The 23,065-nt window shown below is 65.9% G+C and carries 18 protein-coding genes and 1 pseudogene; 11 read left to right on the plus strand and 8 right to left on the minus strand.

Annotation, left to right across the window (positions count from 1 at the left end):
* Positions 1 to 7 precede the first annotated feature (7 nt).
* Positions 8 to 730 (plus strand): HAD family hydrolase, encoded by a 723-nt coding sequence (locus tag JYG32_RS25335; RefSeq protein WP_213267389.1) that lies wholly within the window; start codon positions 8 to 10, stop codon positions 728 to 730.
* Positions 731 to 1,627: 897 nt separating this feature from the next.
* On the opposite strand, the gene JYG32_RS25340 is transcribed toward JYG32_RS25335, so the two are convergent.
* The 5 genes from JYG32_RS25340 to JYG32_RS25360 all read right to left on the minus strand — a co-directional run bounded on the left by JYG32_RS25340 (position 1,628) and on the right by JYG32_RS25360 (position 11,065).
* Positions 1,628 to 2,092, minus strand: a complete 465-nt coding sequence (locus JYG32_RS25340) for a hypothetical protein (RefSeq protein WP_174378258.1) — start codon at positions 2,090 to 2,092, stop codon at positions 1,628 to 1,630.
* 2 nt (positions 2,093 to 2,094) lie between these two features.
* The gene (locus JYG32_RS25345; protein ID WP_249744875.1) at positions 2,095 to 6,996 is read right to left on the minus strand and encodes an RHS repeat-associated core domain-containing protein; all 4,902 of its coding nucleotides are present in this window, start codon (positions 6,994 to 6,996) and stop codon (positions 2,095 to 2,097) included.
* Between the two features lie 44 nt (positions 6,997 to 7,040).
* Positions 7,041 to 9,836, minus strand: a complete 2,796-nt coding sequence (locus tag JYG32_RS25350; RefSeq protein ID WP_249744876.1) for a type VI secretion system Vgr family protein — start codon at positions 9,834 to 9,836, stop codon at positions 7,041 to 7,043.
* 154 nt (positions 9,837 to 9,990) lie between these two features.
* The gene (locus JYG32_RS25355; protein WP_174378259.1) at positions 9,991 to 10,608 is read right to left on the minus strand and encodes a glutathione S-transferase family protein; all 618 of its coding nucleotides are present in this window, start codon (positions 10,606 to 10,608) and stop codon (positions 9,991 to 9,993) included.
* An 88-nt stretch (positions 10,609 to 10,696) separates the two neighbouring features.
* Positions 10,697 to 11,065: a YciI family protein gene (locus JYG32_RS25360; protein WP_213267390.1), complete on the minus strand. Its 369-nt coding sequence runs from the start codon at positions 11,063 to 11,065 to the stop codon at positions 10,697 to 10,699.
* 81 nt (positions 11,066 to 11,146) lie between these two features.
* On the opposite strand from JYG32_RS25360, the gene JYG32_RS25365 reads away from it, so the two are divergent.
* On the plus strand, positions 11,147 to 11,614 hold the full coding sequence (locus JYG32_RS25365; RefSeq protein ID WP_174378261.1) for a MarR family winged helix-turn-helix transcriptional regulator: 468 nt from the start codon (positions 11,147 to 11,149) through the stop codon (positions 11,612 to 11,614).
* A gap of 31 nt (positions 11,615 to 11,645) precedes the next feature.
* Here JYG32_RS25365 and JYG32_RS25370 read toward each other — a convergent pair whose 3' ends face one another.
* The gene (locus tag JYG32_RS25370; RefSeq protein ID WP_213267391.1) at positions 11,646 to 12,239 is read right to left on the minus strand and encodes a TetR/AcrR family transcriptional regulator; all 594 of its coding nucleotides are present in this window, start codon (positions 12,237 to 12,239) and stop codon (positions 11,646 to 11,648) included.
* Between the two features lie 118 nt (positions 12,240 to 12,357).
* Here JYG32_RS25370 and JYG32_RS25375 point away from each other — a divergent pair, with 118 nt between their 5' ends.
* The 3 genes and pseudogenes from JYG32_RS25375 to JYG32_RS25385 all read left to right on the plus strand — a co-directional run.
* The gene (locus JYG32_RS25375; RefSeq protein ID WP_213267392.1) at positions 12,358 to 13,416 is read left to right on the plus strand and encodes a saccharopine dehydrogenase NADP-binding domain-containing protein; all 1,059 of its coding nucleotides are present in this window, start codon (positions 12,358 to 12,360) and stop codon (positions 13,414 to 13,416) included.
* Positions 13,403 to 14,164 carry an isocitrate lyase/PEP mutase family protein gene (locus JYG32_RS25380; protein WP_213267393.1) on the plus strand — a complete coding sequence of 254 codons (762 nt, stop codon included), beginning with the start codon at positions 13,403 to 13,405 and terminating at the stop codon, positions 14,162 to 14,164. The genes JYG32_RS25375 and JYG32_RS25380 overlap by 14 nt, the downstream gene beginning before the upstream one ends.
* Before the next feature lie 136 nt (positions 14,165 to 14,300).
* A pseudogene (locus JYG32_RS25385) lies at positions 14,301 to 14,660 on the plus strand (carboxymuconolactone decarboxylase family protein); the annotation flags it as partial.
* A gap of 78 nt (positions 14,661 to 14,738) precedes the next feature.
* Here the strand turns inward: JYG32_RS25385 and JYG32_RS25390 are convergent.
* On the minus strand, positions 14,739 to 15,638 hold the full coding sequence (locus JYG32_RS25390; protein WP_213267394.1) for a LysR family transcriptional regulator: 900 nt from the start codon (positions 15,636 to 15,638) through the stop codon (positions 14,739 to 14,741).
* Positions 15,639 to 15,734: 96 nt separating this feature from the next.
* Between JYG32_RS25390 and JYG32_RS25395 the strand changes: the two genes are divergently transcribed.
* Positions 15,735 to 16,613, plus strand: a complete 879-nt coding sequence (locus tag JYG32_RS25395) for an aldo/keto reductase family oxidoreductase (protein ID WP_213267395.1) — start codon at positions 15,735 to 15,737, stop codon at positions 16,611 to 16,613.
* A 48-nt stretch (positions 16,614 to 16,661) separates the two neighbouring features.
* Here JYG32_RS25395 and JYG32_RS25400 read toward each other — a convergent pair whose 3' ends face one another.
* A complete protein-coding gene (locus JYG32_RS25400) occupies positions 16,662 to 17,864 on the minus strand; it encodes an MFS transporter (RefSeq protein WP_213267396.1) in 1,203 nt (400 codons plus the stop codon).
* Between the two features lie 71 nt (positions 17,865 to 17,935).
* Between JYG32_RS25400 and JYG32_RS25405 the strand changes: the two genes are divergently transcribed.
* From JYG32_RS25405 to JYG32_RS25425, 5 genes are all read left to right on the plus strand, one after another.
* A complete protein-coding gene (locus JYG32_RS25405) occupies positions 17,936 to 18,985 on the plus strand; it encodes an AraC family transcriptional regulator (protein WP_213267397.1) in 1,050 nt (349 codons plus the stop codon).
* 161 nt (positions 18,986 to 19,146) lie between these two features.
* A complete protein-coding gene (locus JYG32_RS25410; RefSeq protein WP_213267398.1) occupies positions 19,147 to 20,499 on the plus strand; it encodes an MFS transporter in 1,353 nt (450 codons plus the stop codon).
* A 26-nt stretch (positions 20,500 to 20,525) separates the two neighbouring features.
* Positions 20,526 to 21,173, plus strand: a complete 648-nt coding sequence (locus tag JYG32_RS25415; protein ID WP_249744877.1) for an RraA family protein — start codon at positions 20,526 to 20,528, stop codon at positions 21,171 to 21,173.
* Positions 21,174 to 21,262: 89 nt separating this feature from the next.
* Positions 21,263 to 22,057 carry a class II aldolase/adducin family protein gene (locus JYG32_RS25420; protein ID WP_213267400.1) on the plus strand — a complete coding sequence of 265 codons (795 nt, stop codon included), beginning with the start codon at positions 21,263 to 21,265 and terminating at the stop codon, positions 22,055 to 22,057.
* Positions 22,058 to 22,111: 54 nt separating this feature from the next.
* Positions 22,112 to 23,038, plus strand: coding sequence for a 2-hydroxyacid dehydrogenase (locus JYG32_RS25425; protein WP_213267401.1), 927 nt, complete (start codon positions 22,112 to 22,114; stop codon positions 23,036 to 23,038).
* The last annotated feature ends 27 nt before the right edge of the window (positions 23,039 to 23,065 follow it).

A 23,065-nucleotide genomic window follows, 5' to 3' on the forward strand; every position in this document is an offset into this window, starting at 1 on the left:
AACCGCCATGCGTCTCGCCAAAGTATCCGCCCTCTCGTTCGACCTGGACGACACCCTGTGGCCGTTCGGACCTGCCGTCGAACGGGCCGAAGCGGCACTTCGCACGTGGTTGATCGAACACGCGCCCAATATCGCGAGCGTGCTATCCACGCAACAGATGCTGAGCGAGCTACGTGAGGAATACGAACGTTTGTGTCCGGACCTCGTCAGCGACTATCGCGCGTTGCGACTCGGCTCGATCCGGCTTGCGCTGGAGCGCGCGAACGAAGACGTCGCGCTGACCGAGCGCGCCTACGACGTCTTCTATGCCGCGCGGAACAACGTCGAGTTCTATGAAGACGCGTTGCCGGCGCTGGCCTGGTTGAGTGCGCGGTTTCCGTTGATCGCGGTGACCAACGGCAACGCGGATCTCCGGCTGACCGGCGGCGGAGAATTCTTTCGGGAAACGCTCAGCGCGCGCGTGTTCGGGACCGCGAAGCCGGAACCCGAAATATTCCATGCGGCGGCGAAGGCACTCGACGTGCGGCCGGCGGAATTACTGCACGTCGGGGACGACTACCACCTCGATATCGTCGGTGCATTGAATGCGGGGCTTCAGGCGGCATGGGTGGTTCGCGACCATCATCCGGAAGTGGAGCGGGTTGTACCTCGTGCCGCGTCGCCACATCTCACCATTCGCGACTTGTCGATGCTGTGTCGCGCGCTCGGCGGGCCTGTCGAGGTGTCGTGACCGCATGCCAGCGGAATTGCTCAGTCGGTCATGCCATCCGGTATGACCGACGCCGCCTTCTTCGCGTCTGCAATCCGCCGCGGCGCTTTCGGCCACACCCGTTTCATCCACCAGTTCCTGAGGTGCCCCAAGATGATCGTACTGGTAGAACGGTGTTGTACGCCGCGTCTTCGCCGGCCCTTGCACAAAGCGCACGGTCGTGTCCGACTCAGCGGCATCACACGCTCAACTTTCCCATCATGATATCTGCTCGATAATTTTTCGCACCGCGACCTCTAAATGACTTCTGGTAACGCTCCCGACAATCACAACACTAGACATAAAAAATAATCCACTGTCACGAACACTATCTTCCGCATCCTGCGGCGAATCTAACCACATCATAAAAATTCAATTCAAATTCAGCTCCATCTGACTCAACGACGACACGCTCCAGGCATCCCTTTTTTCATGCTCCAATTCCGCCAGATCGTCATACCAACTCGGATATCTTATTTCTATTTTTTCATTTCCACCTCTTCATTTTATCTTGATCTTTACCAGAGAACCCTTGTAGCCATCCCCAGCTACGTGACTGGTCGACGTTATTTAAAAATGCGCTTTGTCGTTGTCCGGATTGGCGAGTTTTGCTTCGAATTGCATACCGAGTCATCTCGACATCACACGACAGTTGGCTAGAGTAGATGGGGTAGCGCGTCATAGCCGTATCGCCGCAGGTTCATGTGCACTGGCACTCAGTGCCTCATTTCCCGGCACGGATCTCGACCTCGATCAGCCGCTCGACCAGATAGTAACGATAGTAGATTCCGCCCTCGCGGCTATCCTCGATACGCAACAGTTGCCCCGCCGCATTGAAGCGATATCGCTGCCCCTCTGAACTGCTCGACCTCGGCCAGATTAGCGGGACAAGAAATCTGCCCCTGCATCCCTGATGTCTTCGTCAGAACTATCCAGAGCACGCTTCGCAAATTTAATCATCAAATCTCGATCCAGCTCACAACACAATTCTAGTAAACAGCGATACTCTTCATAACCCCCATTATCCAGCACTCCATCAATTTCTGCCTCGATATTTTTCATCACCCAATCACGCGGCAACTCCAATATCAAATTTCTGCACTCTTCCGTGAAACCATTTACATAGCTGGACATTAAGATCAACTGCTTAAAAAATACGACTCTCTCCGACTCAGGATAGCTCGACACCAAATCGATGGCCATAGCCCTTTCCTCAGGCACGGAAAAGGCTCGCTTAACAAAAGAAACAGCAGATGTTTTTTTTACAAACCCGCCTCTCAATTTCACGTAGACATGGAAAGCCTCTTTAAGTTTTTTCCACGAGTCATTTTCTTTATCTTTCATTATTACCTCTTTCCAGCCTTAATCCACGGCAGATTTTTGAATTTCTCGATAAATGTCTGTCCCGACATTCGCTTAGACGGACAGACTGTATGATGTGTTGCGGCATGCGCTCCGCCAACGTCCTTGCCATCCGCGACGACCTCTATCCCATCTGGGAGTTCCGATCCAACTGGAAGCTTGTGATAAGTACCACTGATAGGTGCCTTATTGACATTACCGAATGTCGACGCTCCTCCTTCAGTAGTCGGCCCCACCATTCCAGCTGCGTCGGCAATCAAGTCTGCGTTTTGTCCCGGTTTTGTGTTAACGCCCTGGATTCTAGGTTCGCGCGGACCACTGGCATTACCAAATGCATATAAGTCGCATGTTGTCTTAGCCAAGCCCAGCGGATCAATCCACCCGACCGGGTTCGGCGCGTATCGATAGACGTTGATCCCGCCAGTGAGCCCGATCGGATCCTTGCTAATGAACCGTCCGGCGGTGGGATCATAGTACCGATACCGGTTGTAATGCAGCTCCGTCTCGTCATCGTGATACTGCCCCTGAAACCGGATCGGGTTACCCGCCTCGTTCCGCTCCGGCACCTCCCGCCACACCGTCTTCTCGCCGCCCCACGCCCGGTACCGCCCCAGCCACACCACCTTCCCCGACTCGTCCACCAGTTCCTGCGGCGTCCCGAGATGATCGTTCTGGTAGAACAGCGTCGCATGCCGCGTCTTCGCCGGTACCTGCACGAACCGCCCGTCCATGCCTGTCGCAATAAACGCCGCCTCCACCAGCGTCTCGTCCAGCCGCGCCAGCGGCACGAACGTGCCCGGTTCGTGCAGGTACAGCGACGCCCCCTGCCACTGGTACCGCTCCCCGAACGTATGCATCCGCTGCGCCACCGGCACCGCGTACGCATCGTCCGGATCCTCCCGCACCACCTGCGTCGGACGATGCGTCACCCGCTCGCGCTCGCCCGGTTGCGGCGGCGGGATGTGGAACCGCTCCTCCATCAGCAGCACATCGCCGTCCCACGTGAACACCGTCCGATCGATGCTGCCGTCCTTTCTCCCCACGTCCTTCAACCTGCGACGGCCGAACGCGTCATAGGTGAAGCTCACGCGCAACTCCGGCCGCACCGTACCCGGATCGGAGGCCCAGCCGCCCGCTTCGTACTCGCCCCGCCCGATCTCGTTCGCCACCGGCGGCTTCGCATAGCGATCGGCCCGTCTGAGCCGGTGCGCCGCGTCGTAGTCATACAGCCACGTCACCCCGCCCGGCTCCGTCTTCCGCACCAGATTGCCGTGCGCGTCGTGTTCATAGCATGTGCGATTCAGTTCCTTCAGCACATTTCCGACGCACTTCGGCAGCGACTTTTCCCAATTGGTCAGCGCGATGAACTCGTCGGCCATGTGCAGGCGCCGCGCGACCTGCTCCGGCGACATCCGTTCGCCCGGGTGCGCGTCCTGCCACGCCTGATCCTGCGCAATATGGCGCCGCATCCGCGCCGTCACCGACTCGATCGTTTCGTCGCTCGGGCGCGGCGGGATCTTCTCCGGATCCACCGGGTTGCCCGCCGGGTCGAACGCAAACACTTCCTTCAGGTCCGGCGTGGTCGCCTTCAGCAAGCGCCCGGTCGGGTCGTACGTGTAGTCCGTGACGCCGCGCGTGCGATCCTCGATGCGCGTCAGTTGGCCCACCGCGTCGTAGCCCAGTTGCCGGCTGGCGATCCAGTCGGCCGGCCGCGCGTAGGTCTCGCGGCGCACGATCATCCGCTTCAGCCGCCCGACCGGATCGTATTCGCGCGTCTGCTCGAAGCTGCGGTATCGGCGGACCGTTTCGCGATGCAGCGCATCGCGCTCGACATCCACCAGCGGCTGGCCATCCAGCAGCACCCCGTGCAGGTGGCCAGAGCCGTAGCGCAACCAGTCGATCGTGCGCGTGTTCGGCAGCTGCGTGCGGATCCGGTTGCCGAGTGCGTCGTATTCGTGCCGGGTCACCGTCGTATAGGTGCCGTCGGTACCCGGGTAAATCGTCTGCTCTTCGGCGATCAAGTTGTCGGCATCGTCGTAGTGCAGGTGCACGCGGCTGCCGTGACCCTGTGCGGTCGTCAGGCGGCCTCGGACGTCGTAATAAAAGCGCTCGGTCACGTGGCCGCGACCGCCCGCGCCCTTCGTCTCCCGACGCGTCAATCGACCGAGCGGGTCACGTGCGTAGGTCGTCTCGAGGTCACCAGCCTGCGAGCCGCTCAGTTGCCCCGCGTCGTCCCACACGTAACGGGTCGTACTGCCGTCGAAATCCGTCTGTTCGACGACGCGCCCCAGCCGGTCGTAGCCGAACCGCGTCTGGTCGCCGTTCTCGTTGGTCAGCGTCTCCAACCGCCATTGCCGGTCGTATCCGTATGCCAGTTCCCGGCCCGCTGCATCCTTGCGCCAGGTCGGCTGTCCGCGCGCGTTGAACGTGTATTCGGTGACTTGGCCCGCGCCGTCGCGGTACGTGCGCAGGTTGCCTTCGCCGTCCCACGTGAAGCGCTCCTCGCTGCCGTCCGGATGCGTGACGCTGACGATCTGCCCGCGCGCATCGCAACGGTACAGCGTCACGTGACCGGCGGCATCGGTAACCCGCGACGGGTGGCCGCGTTCGTCATAGCCATAATGCGTCGCGTGACCGGAACAGTCGGTCGCCTCGGCCTGCCGCCCGCCGTGGTCGTAACGGAAGCGCTTCACGCCGCCCTTCGGGTCGGTCAGCGACAGCAACTCGCTCCGGACGCCCCATGCGTAGCGGGTGGTGCGGCCTGAAGGGTCCGTCACTGACACCGGCCGGCCCAGTTCGTCATAGGCCGTTTGCGTGACGCGCCCGTCCGGGGTAGTCACCTTGATCGGCAACCCGTTCTCGTCGTAGTCGGTACGCGTGGTATTGCCGAGCGTATCGGTTTCGGCCGTCAGCCGCCCCTGCGCGTCATAGGCAAAACGCTGCGTATGGCCCAGTGCGTTCTTCGTGCCGACCAGACGATTTTGTTCGTCCCATTCGTAAGTTTCGGTCGAGCCGTCCGCGTGTTCGACCAGCACGATCCGGTTGTGGTAATCGTAGCGATGGATCGTCGCATTACCGTCCGCATCGGTGACCTTCGTGTACCAGTGGTCGCGGTGATACTCGAAGTGCGTGTCGTCCTGGACATGCTGACCTTCATTGCCGTGCCACGTGCGGACGCATCGAGCGTCGGCCGGCGCCGGCACGCCTTCGCGTCGCCCCGGCCAGTCCCATGCCAGGTTCGCGGGGTGGCCGTTGAAATCCGTATAGCGCGTGAGCAGGTGCTGTTCGTACGCATACGTGCGCCGGAAGCCGAGCATGTCGACGTGGCCGCTCAGGTCGCCTTCGGCGCTGTACGTGTAGTGCGCCAGTGCCTCGTTGGCGAGACCCGGGACGCCCGCGCGGTAGATCGTCGAGACGCGGCCGTCGACGTAATCGATACGAATCGTGTTTGCCGAGCCGTCGCTGATCGCGGCGAGTTCGCCGGCCGTGTTGTAGGTGAAGGTCAGGCCGAGGCCATCGCGGTTCGTGCGGGCGATGAGGCGATAGCGAGCATGCGTCACCGTACCGTGCAACTCATAACGCTCATGCGAGCCATCGGGGTACGTCAGCAGGACATGTCGTCCATCCGGACGCTTCACGGTGAACTGTTCGGTCGGCACCTCGACCGACTCACCGACCGCCATCGGCGGCAGCGGCACCGCGCGGCTGTCGGGGTCGAAGAACGTCAACGCGCCGTCCCGTTCTTCCAGCGACAGGTGATACGCGCTGCTCCAGCGCGCGCCGAGCGGGCTCGCATCGTAGACGGCAAGGCTCGACCGGTAGCGTCGGGTCCACACGATCGGCACGATGCCGTCTAGCACGAAGTCCGTCTGCTCGAGATTCTCGTCGCCCATCGCGTAGTTGACCGGCTTGCTGCTGCCCGTCTTCGGGCACCCGCAGCCGTCCTTTGCCGGCAGTGTGCTCGGCGCCGCCCCTTTCTGCGTCGAATCGCGGTGCTCGCCCGGCTTCCGGTGCGGCTCGCGCATCGTGCCCGGCGCGGCCTGCGCCACATGCGACGGAATCTTGCGCGCCTTGCGAGCCTTGATCTCCGCGGTGATCTGCGCGGCCATGAACAGCAGGCTGCCGGCTTCCTCCACGTTGCCGAATGCCTGGTCGAGCATCGGCTCCGTGTCGCGATCGAACGCGTCCAGCCACGCGACGATCGCATCGCGCTGCCCCGACACCTTGAGCAACTGGTCGATGCCGATCAGCGCGATCTCCTCCGACGATGGCACCCACGACAGGAAGCCCGTGTTCTTCTTGATCCGCCCCATCTGTTCGGCAGTCGACACGGGATTGAGCACGAAGCGCCGCACCGTACGCGACGCGTCGCGCACGCCTTGAACGACGCTGTCCTTCCACTTCCGCAGATGCGTATCGAGTTCGGCCATGAACGCGAGCACGTCGCCGCCGGCCGTCGCCCAGAACAGATCGACCAGCACCGCCGCGCCGGTACCCTTCGCGAACGCGAGCAGCACTTCCTTGACGACCGCGCGTGCCGGGCGCGTGGCGTTGCCCGCGGCCGGCACGACTCCGATCGCGTCGATCGCGAGGATCCCCCAATTGAGCACCTTCTTCGTGCCGCCCGGCTCGCTGCAAATGCGGTAAATGTCGACGCCGACGTCGTACAGCGACATCGCGTTACCGACGAACGGCACCATGTACAGGCACTGCACGAAGAGCTCGAGGCCGGGGTTCCTGACCGATTCGGTGCCGGCGGCAACCAGCTTCGGTGATGTTCCCGGCGCGGGAACCGGACTGACGATGACACGCCGTGCTTCGGCGTTCTGCTGGAGCGCCCGCGGGATCGGGCGCTGAGGAGTGGAAGGGGCTGCAGTTCCGGCCATAAGTTGTTATCTGTTTCGAACGGGAAGCGGACGCGACGCGCGAATCAGCGCGACACGGTGGTTTTGACGAGGCCCGGCGCAACATCCGGTTTCGCTGCTGCGGCGCGATTGGCGGTGGCATTCGCAACCGGCTGGCCGACCATGTCGAGTGCGGATCGAGAGAGCGCGGCGACATCGCCTTGCACGCCACTCGCCGCGACGCCCGATGCCGCCGCCTGGACGGAAACCGCGGACTGCAGCGCCTGCATGACTGTTCCGGCTTCCGGTATTGCCGCCGCCATCGCCGCCCCGACGAGACTGGGCACCGCCTGACCGGCATCGCCACTCGCTGCCGAAAATGCCGGCATCCCGTTCGGGTCGCCCCACTTGCGCGCAGCATCCTGAAGATCGTGGTCTTCCTCGCGATACTCGACCGAACCGCCGCCGCGCGGCGCATTCGCCACCGTGCCCCGGCCATTGGCATCCAGCAGCCCCTCGCGCCACGACCCGTCCGGAAACGTCACGCGATACGGTGCATTCCTGACCGGCTCGCCATTCGGATACGCATGCCAAAGCTGCATGCCGGTTTGCTCCTGTTCGGGCATCAGCGGCAGCGCCTGTCGTCGCGTCGCGGCCGGCTCGATGCTCAGCGGCCCCTTCAACTGGATCTCGCTCGCGCTGCCGATCTCCACCAGCCCGCCCGCGAGCCTGATATAGGCCCCGCCGCACATCAGCGTCAGCGCCTTCTGTGCATTCAGCGTCACGGCGTCCGACGTGCTCGCGATCGTCACACCCTTCAGTGCCGTGAGTTCGAGCGCATCCGCTTGCGCCTGCACGTCGACCTTGCCCGCGCCCGCGTACAGCTTCATTCCCTGCGCGTTCGCATACATCGACACCGCGTTTCCGGCCGCGACCGTGTAGTTACCGCCGATCGCCGCATCCGCATTGCCGCCCGTTGTCGTAAAGAGATGTCCGCCGGCCGCCAGTTGCAGGTGCTCGCCACTGGCGATCGCGACGCCGTGCGGCGCGGATGCGAGCAGCACGGCCGCTTCTAGATCCTTGATCCGCGATTCGAGCAATGCCTGCTGCGCGTCGCACGCGGCCACCGTCGCCCGGGCCTTCTCGACCGAATCGGCCAGACTGCGCATACGTGACCGGGCCGCGTCGAGTTGCTGGCGGGCCGCCGTCATGTCGAAGGCCTTTCCGCGTGCATTCGACTGGGCATCGGCCGTCAGGAACAGCCCCTTGCCGGCACGCACGACACCACGCTCGTCGGTTCGGACCTCGAACCCTTCGCCGCGCGTCTCCTTCCGGTCGTCGACGAGATGCCCGAGATTGACCTGTGTCTTGCCGCCATAGTCCGTCGACAGCTTGATGCCTTCTCGTCCCTTCCGGTCCTCGAAACGAAGCTTGTTGTTCGCTCGCGTGCGGATCACATTGCGTGTATTGAAGCCGTCCCGGCTCGTCACCAGGTCGGCCGCCTGACTGTCGTGATGCGCATGCGCGATATACGGCCGGTTCGGATTCCCGCCGGCAAATGCAATGGCCACCTCGGTATCGGCCAGCAGCGGAAAGTGAAATCCGGTCTGATTGCTGCCCGCGAACGGCTTGGCGAGCCGGAGCGGCACGCATTCGCCGCCGGCCGGCCAGGTGTCGAAATCGAAATCGAATCGCACCGTGTAGCGGCCGCCGCTCGTCAGATGCGCATACGGCGATGCATCGGGCGTCGTGACACGCGCCGACAGCGTGCCCGCGATCGTCGGCCACCGTCGCTCGTCGAACTTCAGGCGGAACGGCCGGCCGCACGGAATCGCGTTGAACGTGTTGATGTACGACGCATCGCGTCCGCCTGCGTGACGCACGGAAACGATGACGATCCCGTGCGGCGCATCGGCCGGCCTCTCGTCGAGCTTCGCGACGAGCCGCGGCGCGAAATCCACCACCGAACTCCTCCCGGAATACACGACCTGCCAGGCAACCGCGGCCTCGTGACGCAGCTGCGCTTCACATCGGGCTTCGTCGCCGTCCAGATGATGCGTGCCGAACACATAACGCCGCCCCCACGTGGTCGGATCATCGCGAGCGATATTCGCTTCGGCATTGAAGCGGTCGTAGGCCTTTTCGGGGTTGTAATCGGCAACCTTGACCGACTGCGGAATGGTTTCGCTCAGCGACTCGAGCGACAGCACGGCCTCGTGGCCCGTTTCGAGACCGCTCGCCTCCCGGTACGGAATAACGACATCCGGACGATACGTATAGGCATCGATGTCATCGCCGAAATGCAGTTCGTCGCCATGCTGTCCCGCACGGAAGAAGCAGAACAGGCCCGCCTGCTCCATCAGCAGGCGGACGTAGTCCCAGTCGGACATCCGGTATTGCATGCGGAATGCGAGACGCGGATAGGCGCGCCGCAGCTTGAACGAAAACTGGTGGGAGCGGAATTCGTGCCGCCTCAGGATCGACTCGACGATCTCCGGCACAGACTGCTGCTGATAGATGCGCGACGCCTCGGTCAAACGCAGGCGCGCGACGAACGGTTCGACGACGATTCGGTACGACACGAAATCGTGCGTCTTGCGTATCTGTCCGAATGCAGTGATACAGCCGGCGAAGGTGCGGACGGCATCCGCGCCGCCGCAGATTCCCGCCGGCTCGATCGTGAAGGTCGCGGGGCGATTGAGATAGTCGGTGCGCGCGAGCGAATCCGGGCTCGTCAGCGTCAGCTCGATTCTGTAGGGCTCGCCGAATTGCTCGTCGAGCACGAACGACATGATCGACAGGTCCTGTACCCGAGGCGCGCCCGGCATCTCCAGGAAATACGACTGACGACCGGTGATCCACTGCGCGAACGCACCTTGCATTCCTCGTTCCTGGGCCATGCTTTTCCCTCAGCAACCGTCTTTTTTCTCGGAACCCGAAGGGATAACGGATGGCCGCGTTCGCGTCCAGCGAACGGCAACGGTCTGAAACAATGTTCGTGGTCGATCACGCCGTTTGGCATGACCGACCACCGTTTCACGCCGCCTTGCGCGCCTCCGCAATCCGCTGCGGCGCCTTCGGCCGCGCATACAGCCGTTCGAGATACGCACGCAGTTGCGGGAACGGCTCGATCAGGTTGCATTCGCTGGCCCAGTCGATCAGGTAGGCCGTTACGCAGTCGGCCACCGTCAGCGTGTCGCCGACGATGAACTTGCGCCCTTCGAGATGCTTGTCGAGGATCGCGGCCATCGTCGCGAAATCCTCGCGCGCCAGTTCGATGTCGGCCGGCGAGCGCTTCTCCGGCGGATAGAGGAACGTGTGCCGCGTGATCCGCCACAGCGGCTGTTCAAGCTCCGTCACCGCGAACATGACCCACCGATAGGCCTGGGCGCGCTGCGCCGGATCGACCGGCAACAGCGCCTTCTCCGGGTACTTGTCCGCGAGATACAGCACGATCGCGGCCGACTCGGGAATCACGCGGTCGCCGTCCACCAGCACGGGCACCTTGCCGGCCGGATTGATGCGCAGGAATTCGGGCCGCTTGTGCTCGCCCGCGAGCAGGTTGACCGACACGAACTCGAAATCCGCATCGAGTTCCTTCAGCCCCCACAGCGCGCGTTGCGAGCGGGTGCCGGCAAATCCGTAAAGCTTCATCGCCAATCTCCATCCAGAATGTCGGGGAAATGTCCGCATGGCGGCCACGGCGCATCGACGCATCGCAACGCGCGGCGGCCGCCATCGTTCACGCGCCGGGAATCGCCAGCACCGGCATCACGTCGATCGTCTCGCCCGGGAAAATCGTGAAATGCGGATGGCCTTCGAACAGCGCGGCCGCCGCATCGTGCGAGGCCGCCCGCACGACGGTAAAACCGCTCAGCGCGTTGGCCGTGTCCTTCACGCCGCCTGCGTCGACGGTCTTGGTCTTGCCGAGCGGCCCGCCCATCTCGACGATCGCGTCGCGATGGCGGTCGACCCACGCCTTCCACGCCGCGATGCCTTCCTGCTCTTTCGCGCGCCGTTCCTGGTCCGAAAGCGCCAACCACGCCTTCATCGCCGGGCTGTCCTTGCTGCCGAGGAATACGGCGAGATACAACTGCTGTTGAGCACTCATGCTTTCTCCTCCGGTGACGGGCGCGGCGGGCTGCCGCGCCTCGACCTTGACAAGATAGGTTGATATCAACACAATTGCAACATGGCACGAAAAGAAAAGCTCCCTTTCGAAACGACGCTGATGGTGCGCGATTGCTGCCTGTGCCTGCACATGCAGCGCGCGGCGCGCAATCTTGCGCGCATCTTCGACGATGTGCTGCGCCCGCTGGATCTCACCAACGGCCAGTTTTCGCTGCTGATGTCGCTGAACCGACCGCAACCGGCACCGATGAAATCGGTCGCGTCGCTGCTCGCAATGGACCGCACCACGCTGACGGCCGCGCTCAAGCCGCTCGAGCGGCGCGGGCTCGTCACGATCGTGCAGGATCCGGACGACGGGCGCAGCCGCCTGCTCGAACTGACGCCGGCCGGCCACGACCTGCTGGCCGAAGCGTTTCCGCTGTGGCAGCAGACGCATGCCGACATCGAGCGGCCATTCGCGCCGGGAGAAGTCGATCGGTTGCGCGGCCAGTTGCGCGCGCTGTCGGAGGAGCCGGCTGCACGCGGCTGAACCGGCACGCGGATCGCGGCAGTGGGCGGACTTACTTCCTGCCCTTCTTCGGTAGCAGCAGTTGCGCGAATTCCTGCAGGAAGTGCACGGGACCGTGCTCGTGCAGCGCACGCCCGCTGCTCAGCGCGCCGTCGATGACCGTCGCAAGCCGCAGCGCGAAGGCTTCAGGTTCGTCGACTCGCATCGCACTCGCCAGCTCCGTCAGCCGGCGCCGCAGTTCCTGCTTGTGCGCGACGGCGACCTTGCGGGCCGGATGATTGTCGTCCGCATATTCGGCGGCGATGTTGATCTGCGGGCAGCCGCGATAACCGGGGCGCGCAATGCGCTCGCCGATCCATTGAAGCTGCGCGTCCAGTTCCTCGCGCGGCGTGCGCCGGTATTGCGCGGCCACCGTATCCCAATGCGCCCAGAAATCGGCGTCCTCGCGCAACAGGAACGCCTCGATCAGGTCGTCCTTCGTCGCGAAATGACGATAGAGGCTCGTCTTCGCGACGCCCGCCTGCGCGACGATCAGGTCCACGCCAACCGCGCGCGTGCCTTCCCGGTAGAACAGCGTGCTGGCCGTTTGCAGAATGCGTTCGCGCGTATCGGGCGCGCTTCCTTGTGTATCCGATCCCTTTTTCATCCAAGCTCGGCCGCTCAGGGCCGCCCGTACCGCAACAGTGGACCGATCATAGCACCGCAGGGTTGACGACGCTACAGGTCTGTACTATAAAACAGACCGTTCTGTAGCGAATCCAATCATGGACGATCGAAAGACGGTTGCTGTCTATGGCGCCACGGGTCACACCGGGCGGTTTGTCGTCGCCGAACTGGCCCGGCGCGGCGTTGGCGCGATCCGAATCGGCCGCGATGCCGCACGGCTCGCGGAAGGCGGCACAAGCGACGCTGCGCCTTCGCGCGTCGCGGCAATCGACGCTCCGGCCGCGCTCGACGCCGCGTTGCGCGGCGCGGATGCCGTGATCAACTGCGCGGGCCCGTACCTCGATACCGCGCTGCCGCTGGCCGATGCGGCGCTGCGGGCCGGCATCCCCTATCTCGACCTGACGGCCGAACAGCCGTCGGTGCTGGCGCTGGCCGAACAGGTCGATGCCCGTGCGCGCGCCGCGGGCGTGACCGTCGTTCCCGCCGCGGCGTTCTACGGCGGCCTGGCCGACTTGCTCGTCACGGCCGCGGTCGACCCGCGCATGCCGATCGACCGTGTCGATATCGCGACCGGCCTCGATAGCTGGCACCCGACGCGCGGCACGCGCGTGACGGGCGAACGCAACCGCGCGGTGCGGCTCGTCCAGAAGGACGGCAAGCCGACGCCGGTGCCGTCGACGGCGCGCGAACGCGTGTGGCCGTTCCCGGCGCCGATCGGCAGCGTCGGCGTGACGCTGCTGCCGTTTTCGGAAGTGATGACACTGTCGCGCCATCTGCGCATCGATACGATCGAATCGTGGCTCGCGACGCTCGCGCTGCGCGACGTGCGCGATGCCGCCACGCCGCCGCCCGAGCCGACCGACGCGCTGGGCCGCTCGGCGCAGCAGTTCGCGATGGACGCGATCGTCGTGCAGGGCGGCACGACGCACCGCGTCACGGCGTCGGGGCGCGACATCTACGCGGTCAGCGCGCCGATCATCGTCGAGGCGACCACGCGCCTGATGGCCGGCAAGGCCGTCGTTTCAGGCGGCGTGCGCAGCCTCGGCGAATTGTTCGATGCGCGCGATTTCCTTGCGGCGCTCGATACGGTGGCAGTATCGTTCGGCACGACAACCGATCCGGTTTTCACAAGGAGGAACGAGAATGAGCAGCAATGAAAAAGGCGCGTATTTCCGGTCGCTTCACCGCGCGGGCCAGCCGCTGGCGCTGTTCAACGTGTGGGACGCCGGCAGCGCGCGCACGGTGGCCGAGGCCGGCGCGGTGGCGCTGGCGACCGGGAGCTGGTCGGTGGCAGCGGCGAACGGGTTCGTCGACGGCGAGCAGATGCCGCGCGCGCTCGTGATGGAAGTGCTTGCGCGGATCGCGCGTGCGACGGACCTGCCGGTCACCGTCGATCTCGAAAGCGGGTACGGCGAACGGCCCGAGGATGTCGCCGAGACGATCGCGCTCAGCATCGAGGCCGGTGCGATCGGCTGCAACCTGGAAGACAGCTTTCCGGCGACGGGAGAATTGCGTGACGTCGAAGCGGCGGCAACGCGTCTCGCGGCGGCACGGCAGGAGGCCGATCGCGCGGGCGCCGACTACTTCATCAATGCGCGTACCGACGTGTTCTTCAAGGCGCCTGCCGACACGCACGACGAACGCCTGCTCGACGCCACGCTGGCACGCGCACGCGCTTATGCGGCGGCCGGCGCCGACGGCCTCTTCGTGCCGGGCCTTCGGTCGCCTGCGCTCATTCGCGCACTGACGGCCGCGTCGCCGCTGCCCGTGAACGTGATGCGCGTCGCGGAAACGCCGACGCTCGCCGAACTCGCGGAATACGGCGTGGCCCGCATCAGCCACGGGCCGTATCCGTATCTGCAGGCGATGAAGACGCTTGCGGCGATGGTCAAGCAAAGCGGCTAGCAGATTCGCGGGACGGTCGGGCGTCGCGGCGCGCGTCAAACGATTACATCCCATGTAATTGGCGCGCGACCCGACCGTCCCTACGCTTCCGGTGTCGCGCCGCCATTCCGGCGGCGCTCGTCGCCCGGGAGACATCATGTCCGCCTATTCGCTTCATACGATCGATTCGGCGCCAGCCGAATCGAAGCCCGTACTCCGGCAGCTTCAGCAGACCTTCGGCCTGATCCCCAACATCGCGGCAGCGATGGCCGCGTCGCCGGTACTGATCAACGGCTTCATCGGCCTGTTCGAGCGCGTGCACGCGAGCAGCCTCACGGAGCCGCAGATCCAGACGCTGCTGCTCACCAACGCGGTCACGAACGCGAGCGAATGGCCGGTCGCGTTCCATACCGCGCTCGCGCTGAAACAGGGAGTACTCCGCGCGGACGTCGACGCGATCCGTCGCGGCGGCCTGCCCGGCGATGCGAAACTGGCCGCGCTGTCGCACATCGCGCGCCACCGGCAGTTGCTCGACGCGCACGCGCCGGTGCGCTGAGCGGCGGGCTGCTCGCGACGCGCGCCATGCCCTCGAAAATCAGGATGCCTTGATGAAATCGACGAACGCGCGCAGTGCCGGCGGCACGAGACGATGCCCCGGGTAATAGAGAAAGGGTCCTGAAAACGGCCGCCACCACGGTTCGAGCACGCGTTCGAGTGCGCCGCTGTCGAAATGCGGGCGCAGCCAGTCTTCGAAGAGATGCAGGATGCCCGTGCCGGCGATCGCCGCGTCGACCAGCAGGTCCGACGCACCGCCGACCTGCACCAGCAGCGGCCCGGCGGCCGGCTCGACCCGCACGACCTCGCCGTCGCGCTCGAACTCCCAGGGCGGCATCGCCCCGCTCGCGAAGCGCCCGCGCAGGCAACGATGGTAGAGCAATTCGCGCGGATGTCGCGGCCGGCCATGACGATCGAGATAACCGGGAGCGGCCGCGGTCGCGAACCGCTGAATGCGCGGGCCGATCGGCACCGCGATCATGTCCTGTTCGAGCCGTTCGTCGTAGCGGATGCCCGCGTCGCATCCGGCCGCCAGCACGTCGACGAAACTTTCGTCGGCGATCACTTCCAGCCGTATGTCCGGGTAAGCATCGAGGAAGCGCGGCACGATCGCGGGCAGCACGAGCCGGGCCGCGCTGAGCGGCACGTTGAGCTTCAGCGTGCCGGCCGGTCTGTCCCTGAATTCGCCGATACCGTCGAGCGCCGCCGCCACTTCGGTGAGCGCGGGCCCGAGACGCGCGAGCAGGCGTTCGCCGGCTTCGGTCGGCACGACGCTGCGCGTCGTGCGGTGCAGCAGCCGCACGCCAAGCTGCGCCTCCAGCCGGCGCACGGCCTCGCTCAGCCCCGACGCGCTGAGGCCCGTCATGCGTGCGGCGTCGCGGAATCCGCTGGCGCGCGCCACGGCCATGAACGCATTCAGATCGCCCAGATCGGTTTGCATTGTTCGCCTTTTCGTACAACCCGTGCGGATTATGACGGCTTATCGCGCGGACGGCCAATGCCTATGCTGGGCGTACTCATCGACAGGAGAACAGTCATGTCCGACATTCGCCACACCGCCGCCTTCCGGCTCGGCAATCGCAACGTCAAACGCATCGGCTACGGCGCGATGCAACTCGCGGGGCCCGGCGTATTCGGCCCGCCGAAGGACCGCGACGCGGCCCTGAACGTGTTGCGCGAAGCCGTCGCGTCCGGCGTCGACCATATCGACACCAGCGACTTCTACGGCCCGCACGTCACCAACCGGCTGATCCGCGATGCGCTGCATCCGTATCCCGACAACCTCGTGATCGTCACCAAGATCGGCGCGCGACGCGGCGACGACGCAGCGTGGCTGCCCGCTTTCGCACCCGACGAACTCGAACGGGCCGTGCACGACAACCTGCGCAACCTCGGGCTCGATGTGCTCGACGTCGTCAACCTGCGCGTCATGTTCGACCCGCACGGGCCGGCCGAAGGATCGATCGAAGCACCGCTGAGCGTGCTCGCCGAACTGCAGCAGCGCGGGCTCGTCCGCCACGTCGGCCTGAGCAACGTCACGCCCGCGCAGGTCGCGCAAGGCCGGCGGATCTGCGACATCGTCTGCGTGCAGAACCATTACAACATCGCGCATCGCAGCGACGATGCGCTGATCGACGCGCTTGCCCGCGACGGCATCGCGTACGTGCCGTACTTTCCGCTCGGCGGCTTCTCGCCGCTGCAGTCGTCGGCGCTGTCCGGCGTGGCGGCCCGCGTCGGCGCGACGCCGATGCAGGTCGCGCTGGCGTGGCTGCTGCGCCGCGCGCCGAACCTCCTGCTGATTCCCGGCACGTCGTCGGTCGCGCACCTGCGCGAGAATCTCGCGGCGGCCGACCTCGATCTGCCGGACGATGCGCTCGCGGAACTCGACCGCATCGCAGGCGCCGGCGCCGCCTGACGGCCCGGCAACCGTCGGCGGGCCCGCGAAGCGCGGGCCGCCCGCCGGTTACGACACCGCCACGCCGACCCGCTTCGGCACGCCGGTGACGATCGTCGCGACCGCGACGGCCAGCACGACGGCCGCGCCGACGAACACGCCGGCCGCACCGTTCGCGTCGAACACGACGCCGCCGGCCGCCGCGCCCGTCGCGATCGCGAGCTGGATCGCCGCGACGATCAGCCCGCCCGCGCTCTCGGCCTCGTCGGGCACGGTGCGCGTGACCCACGTCGACCACGCGACGGGCACGCCGCCGAACGCCATCCCCCACAACGCGACGAGCACCGCGTCGAGTATCGGCGCGCGGCCGAGCGCGACGAGCGCGATGCCGAGCACGACCATCAGTGCGGGCATCGCGATCAGCATCGGCCGCAGCCGGTGTTCGAGCACGCGGCCCGCGAGCGACGTGCCGACGAAGTTCGCAATGCCGTAGCCGAGCAGGATCGCCGACAGCCCGTTCACGCCAACGCCCGCGACCTGTTCGAGGAACGGCCGCAGATACGTAAAGAACGCGAAATGCCCGGTGAACACGAGGATCGTCGCGAACATCCCGAGGCCGACGGTCGGCCGGCGCAGCACGTCGATCAGCGTGCGTAGCCGCGTCGTGCCGCTCGGCGGCATCGACGGCAGCGTCATCACCTGCGACACGAACGCGATGCCGCCGAGCACGGCCGCGATCAGGAACACGTTGCGCCAGCCGATCAGGTGGCCGAAATAGCTGCCCATCGGCGCGGACGCGATCGTCGCGACCGCCACGCCGCTGAAGATGATCGACAGCGCGCGCGGCACCATCGCCGTCGGCACGAGCCGCATCGCGGTGGCCGTCGCCATCGTCCAGAAGCCGCCGAGCGCGACGCCGAGCACGACGCGGCCGATCAGCAGCGTCGTCAGGTTGGGCGCGAACGCGACCGCCAGGTTCGATGCGACGAGCAGCACCGAGAACGCGAGCAGCACGCGCCGCCGGTCGATCGTGCGCGTCAACGCGGAGATCAGCAGGCTCGTGACGAGCGCGACCGTCGCGGTGGCCGTGACGGCCTGCCCGGCCACGCCTTCGGTCACGCCAAGGCTGTCGGCCATCGGCGTGAGCAGGCTCGCGGGCAGGAATTCGGCCGTGACGAGCCCGAAGACGCCCAGCGTCATCGCGAATACCGCGCCCCAGGCCGGTTCGCGGGGGGCCGCCGTCGAGGCTGCAGAGGAAATTCCGGGATTCATGCGTCCGTCCGTTGTCGTATAGGGAAAATACCGATGACGGCGTATCGTAAGGAACGGCGACAGGACGGTCTATGACATACAATCCGCTCTTATTGATCGATCGTCCGAATCTCATCATGTCCGAGCCCCTGCTTCCTCCTGCCCCCGACGTGCACGATCTCGTCAGCGAGCTGCTGCTGGGGATGCGCCTGAGCGGCGTCCAGTACCGCCGTATCCAGGTCGCGCGGCCGTTCGGGCTGAGCTTCGGCCAGGCGCCGGGCCGCGCGCAGTTCCATTTCGTCGGGCGCGGGCCGGTGCTGCTGCGCGACGCATCCGGCGAAACGATGCGGCTCGAGGCCGGCGACGCCATCCTGCTGCCGCACGGGCGCATGCATGCGCTGGTATCCGATCCGGATGCGCCGTGCCGCGAGATCAACGGCTTCGAAGCCGCGAAGATCTGCGATACGGTCGCATCGGTGGCATCGGCCGGCACGTCGCCTGCGGCCTGCGCGACGACGGAGCCGGGCGCCGGCGATGTGCTGATCTTCAGCGCGTGCATGGAGCTCGATCTCGGCGGCATGCAGCCGCTGGTCGGCACGATGCCCGAGTTCATGCACGTCGGCACGCTGCTCGCGCGCTACCCGGAAATCCGCCCGATGCTCGACGCGATGGAACGCGAGTCCTGTTCGGCGCGCGCGGGTTTCGCGGGCATCCTCGCGCGGCTTGCCGACGTGGTCGCGGCGTTCATCGTGCGCGGCTGGGTCGAGTGCGGATGCGGCGACGCGACGGGCTGGGTGCAGGCGCTGCGCGAGCCGAAGCTCGGCCGCGCGATCGTCGCGCTGCATCGCGATCCGGGCCGCAACTGGAGCGTCGCGGAGCTGGCCGCCGAAGCGGGCGTGTCGCGCTCGGTGTTCGCCGAACGCTTTCTCGCGGCGACCGGCATGACGCCCGTACGCTACCTGACCGAGCTGCGGATGCGGCTCGCCGCGCAGTGGATCGCGCGCGACCACGAGGCGATCGAAGCCGTCGCGTACCGGCTCGGCTACGGTTCGCTCGCCGCGTTCAGCCGCGCGTTCAAGCGCGTGATCGGAAAACCGCCGGGCGCCGTGCGGGCGGATGGCGAGGTAGCCAGTCAGCACTGAAAATCGCCGGCAACCGCCGGATGCATCATCAACGCCATTAATACAAAGAATCAGAAAACGCACTTTTACTTATTGTTTTTGGCTTCCGATAAAGGCGCACCTGCCGCGCACGCTGCGCGGCCCGTCATCTCAACGCTGACCGCCCCACCCCGGAGAACGCCATGGCCACGGTTCGTCCCGCCGCCTCATCCCCCGCGCTTCATGCGGCCCCCAACGACCTGAAGCGCGTCGCCATCGCGAGCGTGATCGGCACGACGGTCGAATGGTATGACCTGTTCGTGTTCGCGACCGCGTCCGCGCTCGTATTCAACAAAGTGTTCTTCCCGAGTTTCGTGCCGCTCGTCGGCACGCTGCTCGCTTTCGGCACCTTCGCGTCCGCGTATCTCGCGCGCATCGTCGGGGCCGCGCTGTTCGGCCATTTCGGCGATCGGCTCGGACGCAAGTCGATGCTGCTGGTGTCGCTGATCCTGATGGGCTGCGCGACGTTCGCGATCGGCCTGTTGCCGAGCTATGGCGCGATCGGCATCTGGGCGCCCGTGTCGCTGCTGACGCTGCGCATCGTCCAGGGGCTCGCGCTTGGCGGCGAATGGGGCGGCGCGGTACTGATGGCAGTCGAGCATGCGCCTGCCGGCAAGCGCGGCCTGTTCGGTTCGTGGGTACAGATCGGCGTGCCCGCCGGCACGCTGATCGCGAATCTCGCGTTCCTCGTCAGCAGTGCGATGCTGACGCCTGAGTCGCTGCTCGCGTGGGGCTGGCGCATTCCGTTCCTCGCAAGCGCGCTGCTCGTCGGCGTCGGCCTGTATATCCGTTTGAACACGACCGAAACGCCGACCTTCGCGAAGGTCAAGGAAACCGCCGCGCAGGTGAAGCTCCCGATCGCCGCGGTGCTCGGCCGCTACGGCAAGCAAGTCGTGCTCGGCGGCGTCGCGACGATGTCGACCGGCACCGCGTTCAACCTGATGGTCGCGTTCGGGCTCACCTACGGCACCCAGACGCTCGGCTACTCGCGCGGCGCGATGCTGTCGATCGTGTTGATCGCCTGTGCGCTCTGCATCGTGATGCTGCCGCTGTTCGGCCGTCTGTCGGACCAGATCGGCCGCAAGCCCGTCATCATCGGCGGCATTCTCGCCGAGGCGCTGTTTGCGTTCCCGATGTTCTGGCTGCTCGACAGCCGCGAATTCTCGTTCACGCTCGCGGGCTACTTGCTGATGATGACCGCGTTCGCGGCGAACTACGGTCCGATCGCGACCTTCCTCGCCGAACTGTTCGGCACCGAAGTGCGCTATTCGGGGCTGTCGGTCAGCTACATGCTGTCGGGCCTGCTCGGCAGCGCCGCCACGCCGATCGTAACGACCGCGCTGCTGTCGGCGACCGGGCGCGGCTCGTCGGTCGCGTGGTACATGGTTGCGTCCGCGCTGGTATCCGCCCTCGCGCTCCTGCTGCTCACCGAAACGCTCAAACGCGATTTGTCCTCGAACGCGCACCGCGACGAACCGGCCGGCGGGCGTGCATGAATCCGGCGAACCGAACGGTGCATCCCGTGACACGCTCCCTCGATCCCGCACTCGCGCAGCAACTGCGCGACGTGAGTCTCCCGACACTCGGCCATTTTCTCGAGACCGGCTTCGCACACCCCGTGCTGCGGGCGCTCGTCCCCGACGTGAAGCTGGTGGGCCGCGCGGTCACCCTGCAACTGCGCAGCCCTGACGCGATCGCGGTCAACCGCGCGCTGGCACGGCTCACGACCGGCGACGTGCTCGTGATCGACATGCACGACGACTACGCGCATGCATGCGTCGGCGCGGTCACGGCGACGGCCGCGCAATGTACGGGCGCGGCCGGCATCGTCGTCGACGGCGTGGCGACCGATCTGCGCGAACTTCGGCAGATCGGCCTGCCCGTCTTCGCACGCGGCACGAGCGCGTTGACGACCAAGCGCCTCGACGACGGCGCAAGCGCGTTCGGCGTACCCGTTCGATGCGGCGGCGTGACGGTAGCCCCGGGCTCGATCGTGGTGGCCGACGACAACGGCGTGCTGTTCGCCGACGCAGCGACGCTCGCCGCCGTCATCGAAGCCGCACTCGCGTCGGACCGCGCGGAGCCGGCCCTGCTTGCCCGTCTGCGGGCCGGCGAACCGGTATCCGACGTGCTGTCCGTCGCCGCGCAACGCGATCATTCGCCACGCTAATGATCCGCATTAGCACAATGAAATTGACGGGCCGCCCCGCTCGGGCGAACACTACCCCGCCACCAATGCCTGAACATGGAGAGACACCGATGCGATCCTTCGACGACGCACGCCTGCCGGCCGGCGCGCACGACTGCCCGCCGGACGAATGGGCGATCCGCACCGACCTTGCGGCGCTGTACCGCCTCGTCGCGCATTTCCGCATGACGGACATGATCGACACGCACATCTCGGCACGCCTGCCCGGCGACACGCCGACCTTCCTGATCAACCGCTACGGCGTGCTGTTCCACGAAATGCGCGCATCCGATCTCGTGAAGATCGATGCGTACGGCAACGTGATCGACGCGCGCGCAGCCAGCGACCCTGCCCGGTTCCGCGTCAACGCGGCGGGCTTCACGATCCACTCGGCGGTCCACGCCGCGCGGGACGACCTGCACTTCGTCGTGCATACGCATACCGCCGCGGGCATCGCCGTCTCCGCGCAGGAAAACGGCCTGCTGCCGATCAGCCAGCATGCGCTCAAGTTCTACGAAAAGCTCGGCTATCACGACTACGAAGGCATCGCCCTCGACCTCGCCGAACGCGAGCGGCTGGTGCGCGACCTCGGTACGCACAAGGCGATGATCCTGCGCAATCACGGTTTGCTCGCGGGTGGAGCAACAGCCGCGGAGGCATTCCACGAAATCTACTTCCTCGAACGTGCCTGTCAGGCGCAAGTGCAGGCGATGGCCGGTGGTGCAAAGCTGATCGTGCCGAGCGTCGACGTCTGCAGGCGCACAGCCGCGCAATTCACGCGCGACGATTCGTCCGACATCGCCGACACCGCGTGGCGCGCCGCGCTGCGCCTGATCGACGATCCCGCGTCCGACTACCGCTGCTGAAACCTCTTCCTCACGTGCCGGCCATCCGGGCCGGCCTCACAGCCATTGATTCCGATGACTACAATCGCACTCCTCAGCAAAAGCTACGACATGTCGCATCTCGTCGAATCGATCCGGCGCGCCGCGCCGGCTTTCAACGTCGTGATGCACGGCGAACCGGGTGCCGCCGATGCGGAAGTCGCTGCGTGCTGGGATCCGCCGCACGGAGCGCTCGCCGCGATGCCGAACCTGCGCCTCGTCCACAGCATCGCGGCCGGCGTCGACAATATCCTCGCCGACGCCACGCTGCCCGCGCTGCCGCTGTGCCGCGTCGTCGATCCGCAGCATGCGCGCGGCATGAGCGAGTTCGTCACGTGGGGCGTGCTGCATTTCCATCGCCGGCTCGACCTCGCGATGCGCAACCAGCAGGCGGCACGCTGGTTTCGCCCGGAACAGGCGCATCCGTCGCAATGCACGGTGGGCATCATGGGGCTCGGCGAGATCGGCGGCCGTGTCGCCGTCGATCTCCAGCAACGCGGTTACGCGGTCCGCGGCTGGGCGCGCCAGCCGCGCGCGCTGCCCGGCGTCGAACTGTTCGAGCACGATGACAGCCTGCACGCGTTTCTCGCCGGCACCGACATCCTCGTGTGCCTGTTGCCGCTGACCGACGAAACGCGCGGCATCCTGAATGCGGCGACGTTCAGCCGGCTGAAGCCGGGTGCGAAGTTGATCCATGTCGGGCGCGGCGAGCATCTCGTCGGCGCCGATCTCGTCGCGGCACTCGAACGCGGCCAGCTCGGCGGCGCACTCGTCGACGTGTTCCCGGTCGAGCCGCTGCCCGCCGACGATCCGCTATGGCATGCGCCGAACCTGATCGTCACGCCGCACATGGCGTCGGTCGCCAGCTCCGACACGATCGGCCAGCAGGTCGCGCAGAACGTGCAGCGGCTGCTGGACGGCGAGCCGCTGCACAACGTGGTAGATGTCGCGCGCGGCTACTGAACGCCGGCGACGCCGTGTGCGCCCTCG

The sequence above is a fragment of the Burkholderia pyrrocinia genome (genome assembly GCF_018417535.1).
GTDB classification, from domain to species: Bacteria; Pseudomonadota; Gammaproteobacteria; order Burkholderiales; family Burkholderiaceae; genus Burkholderia; species Burkholderia pyrrocinia_E.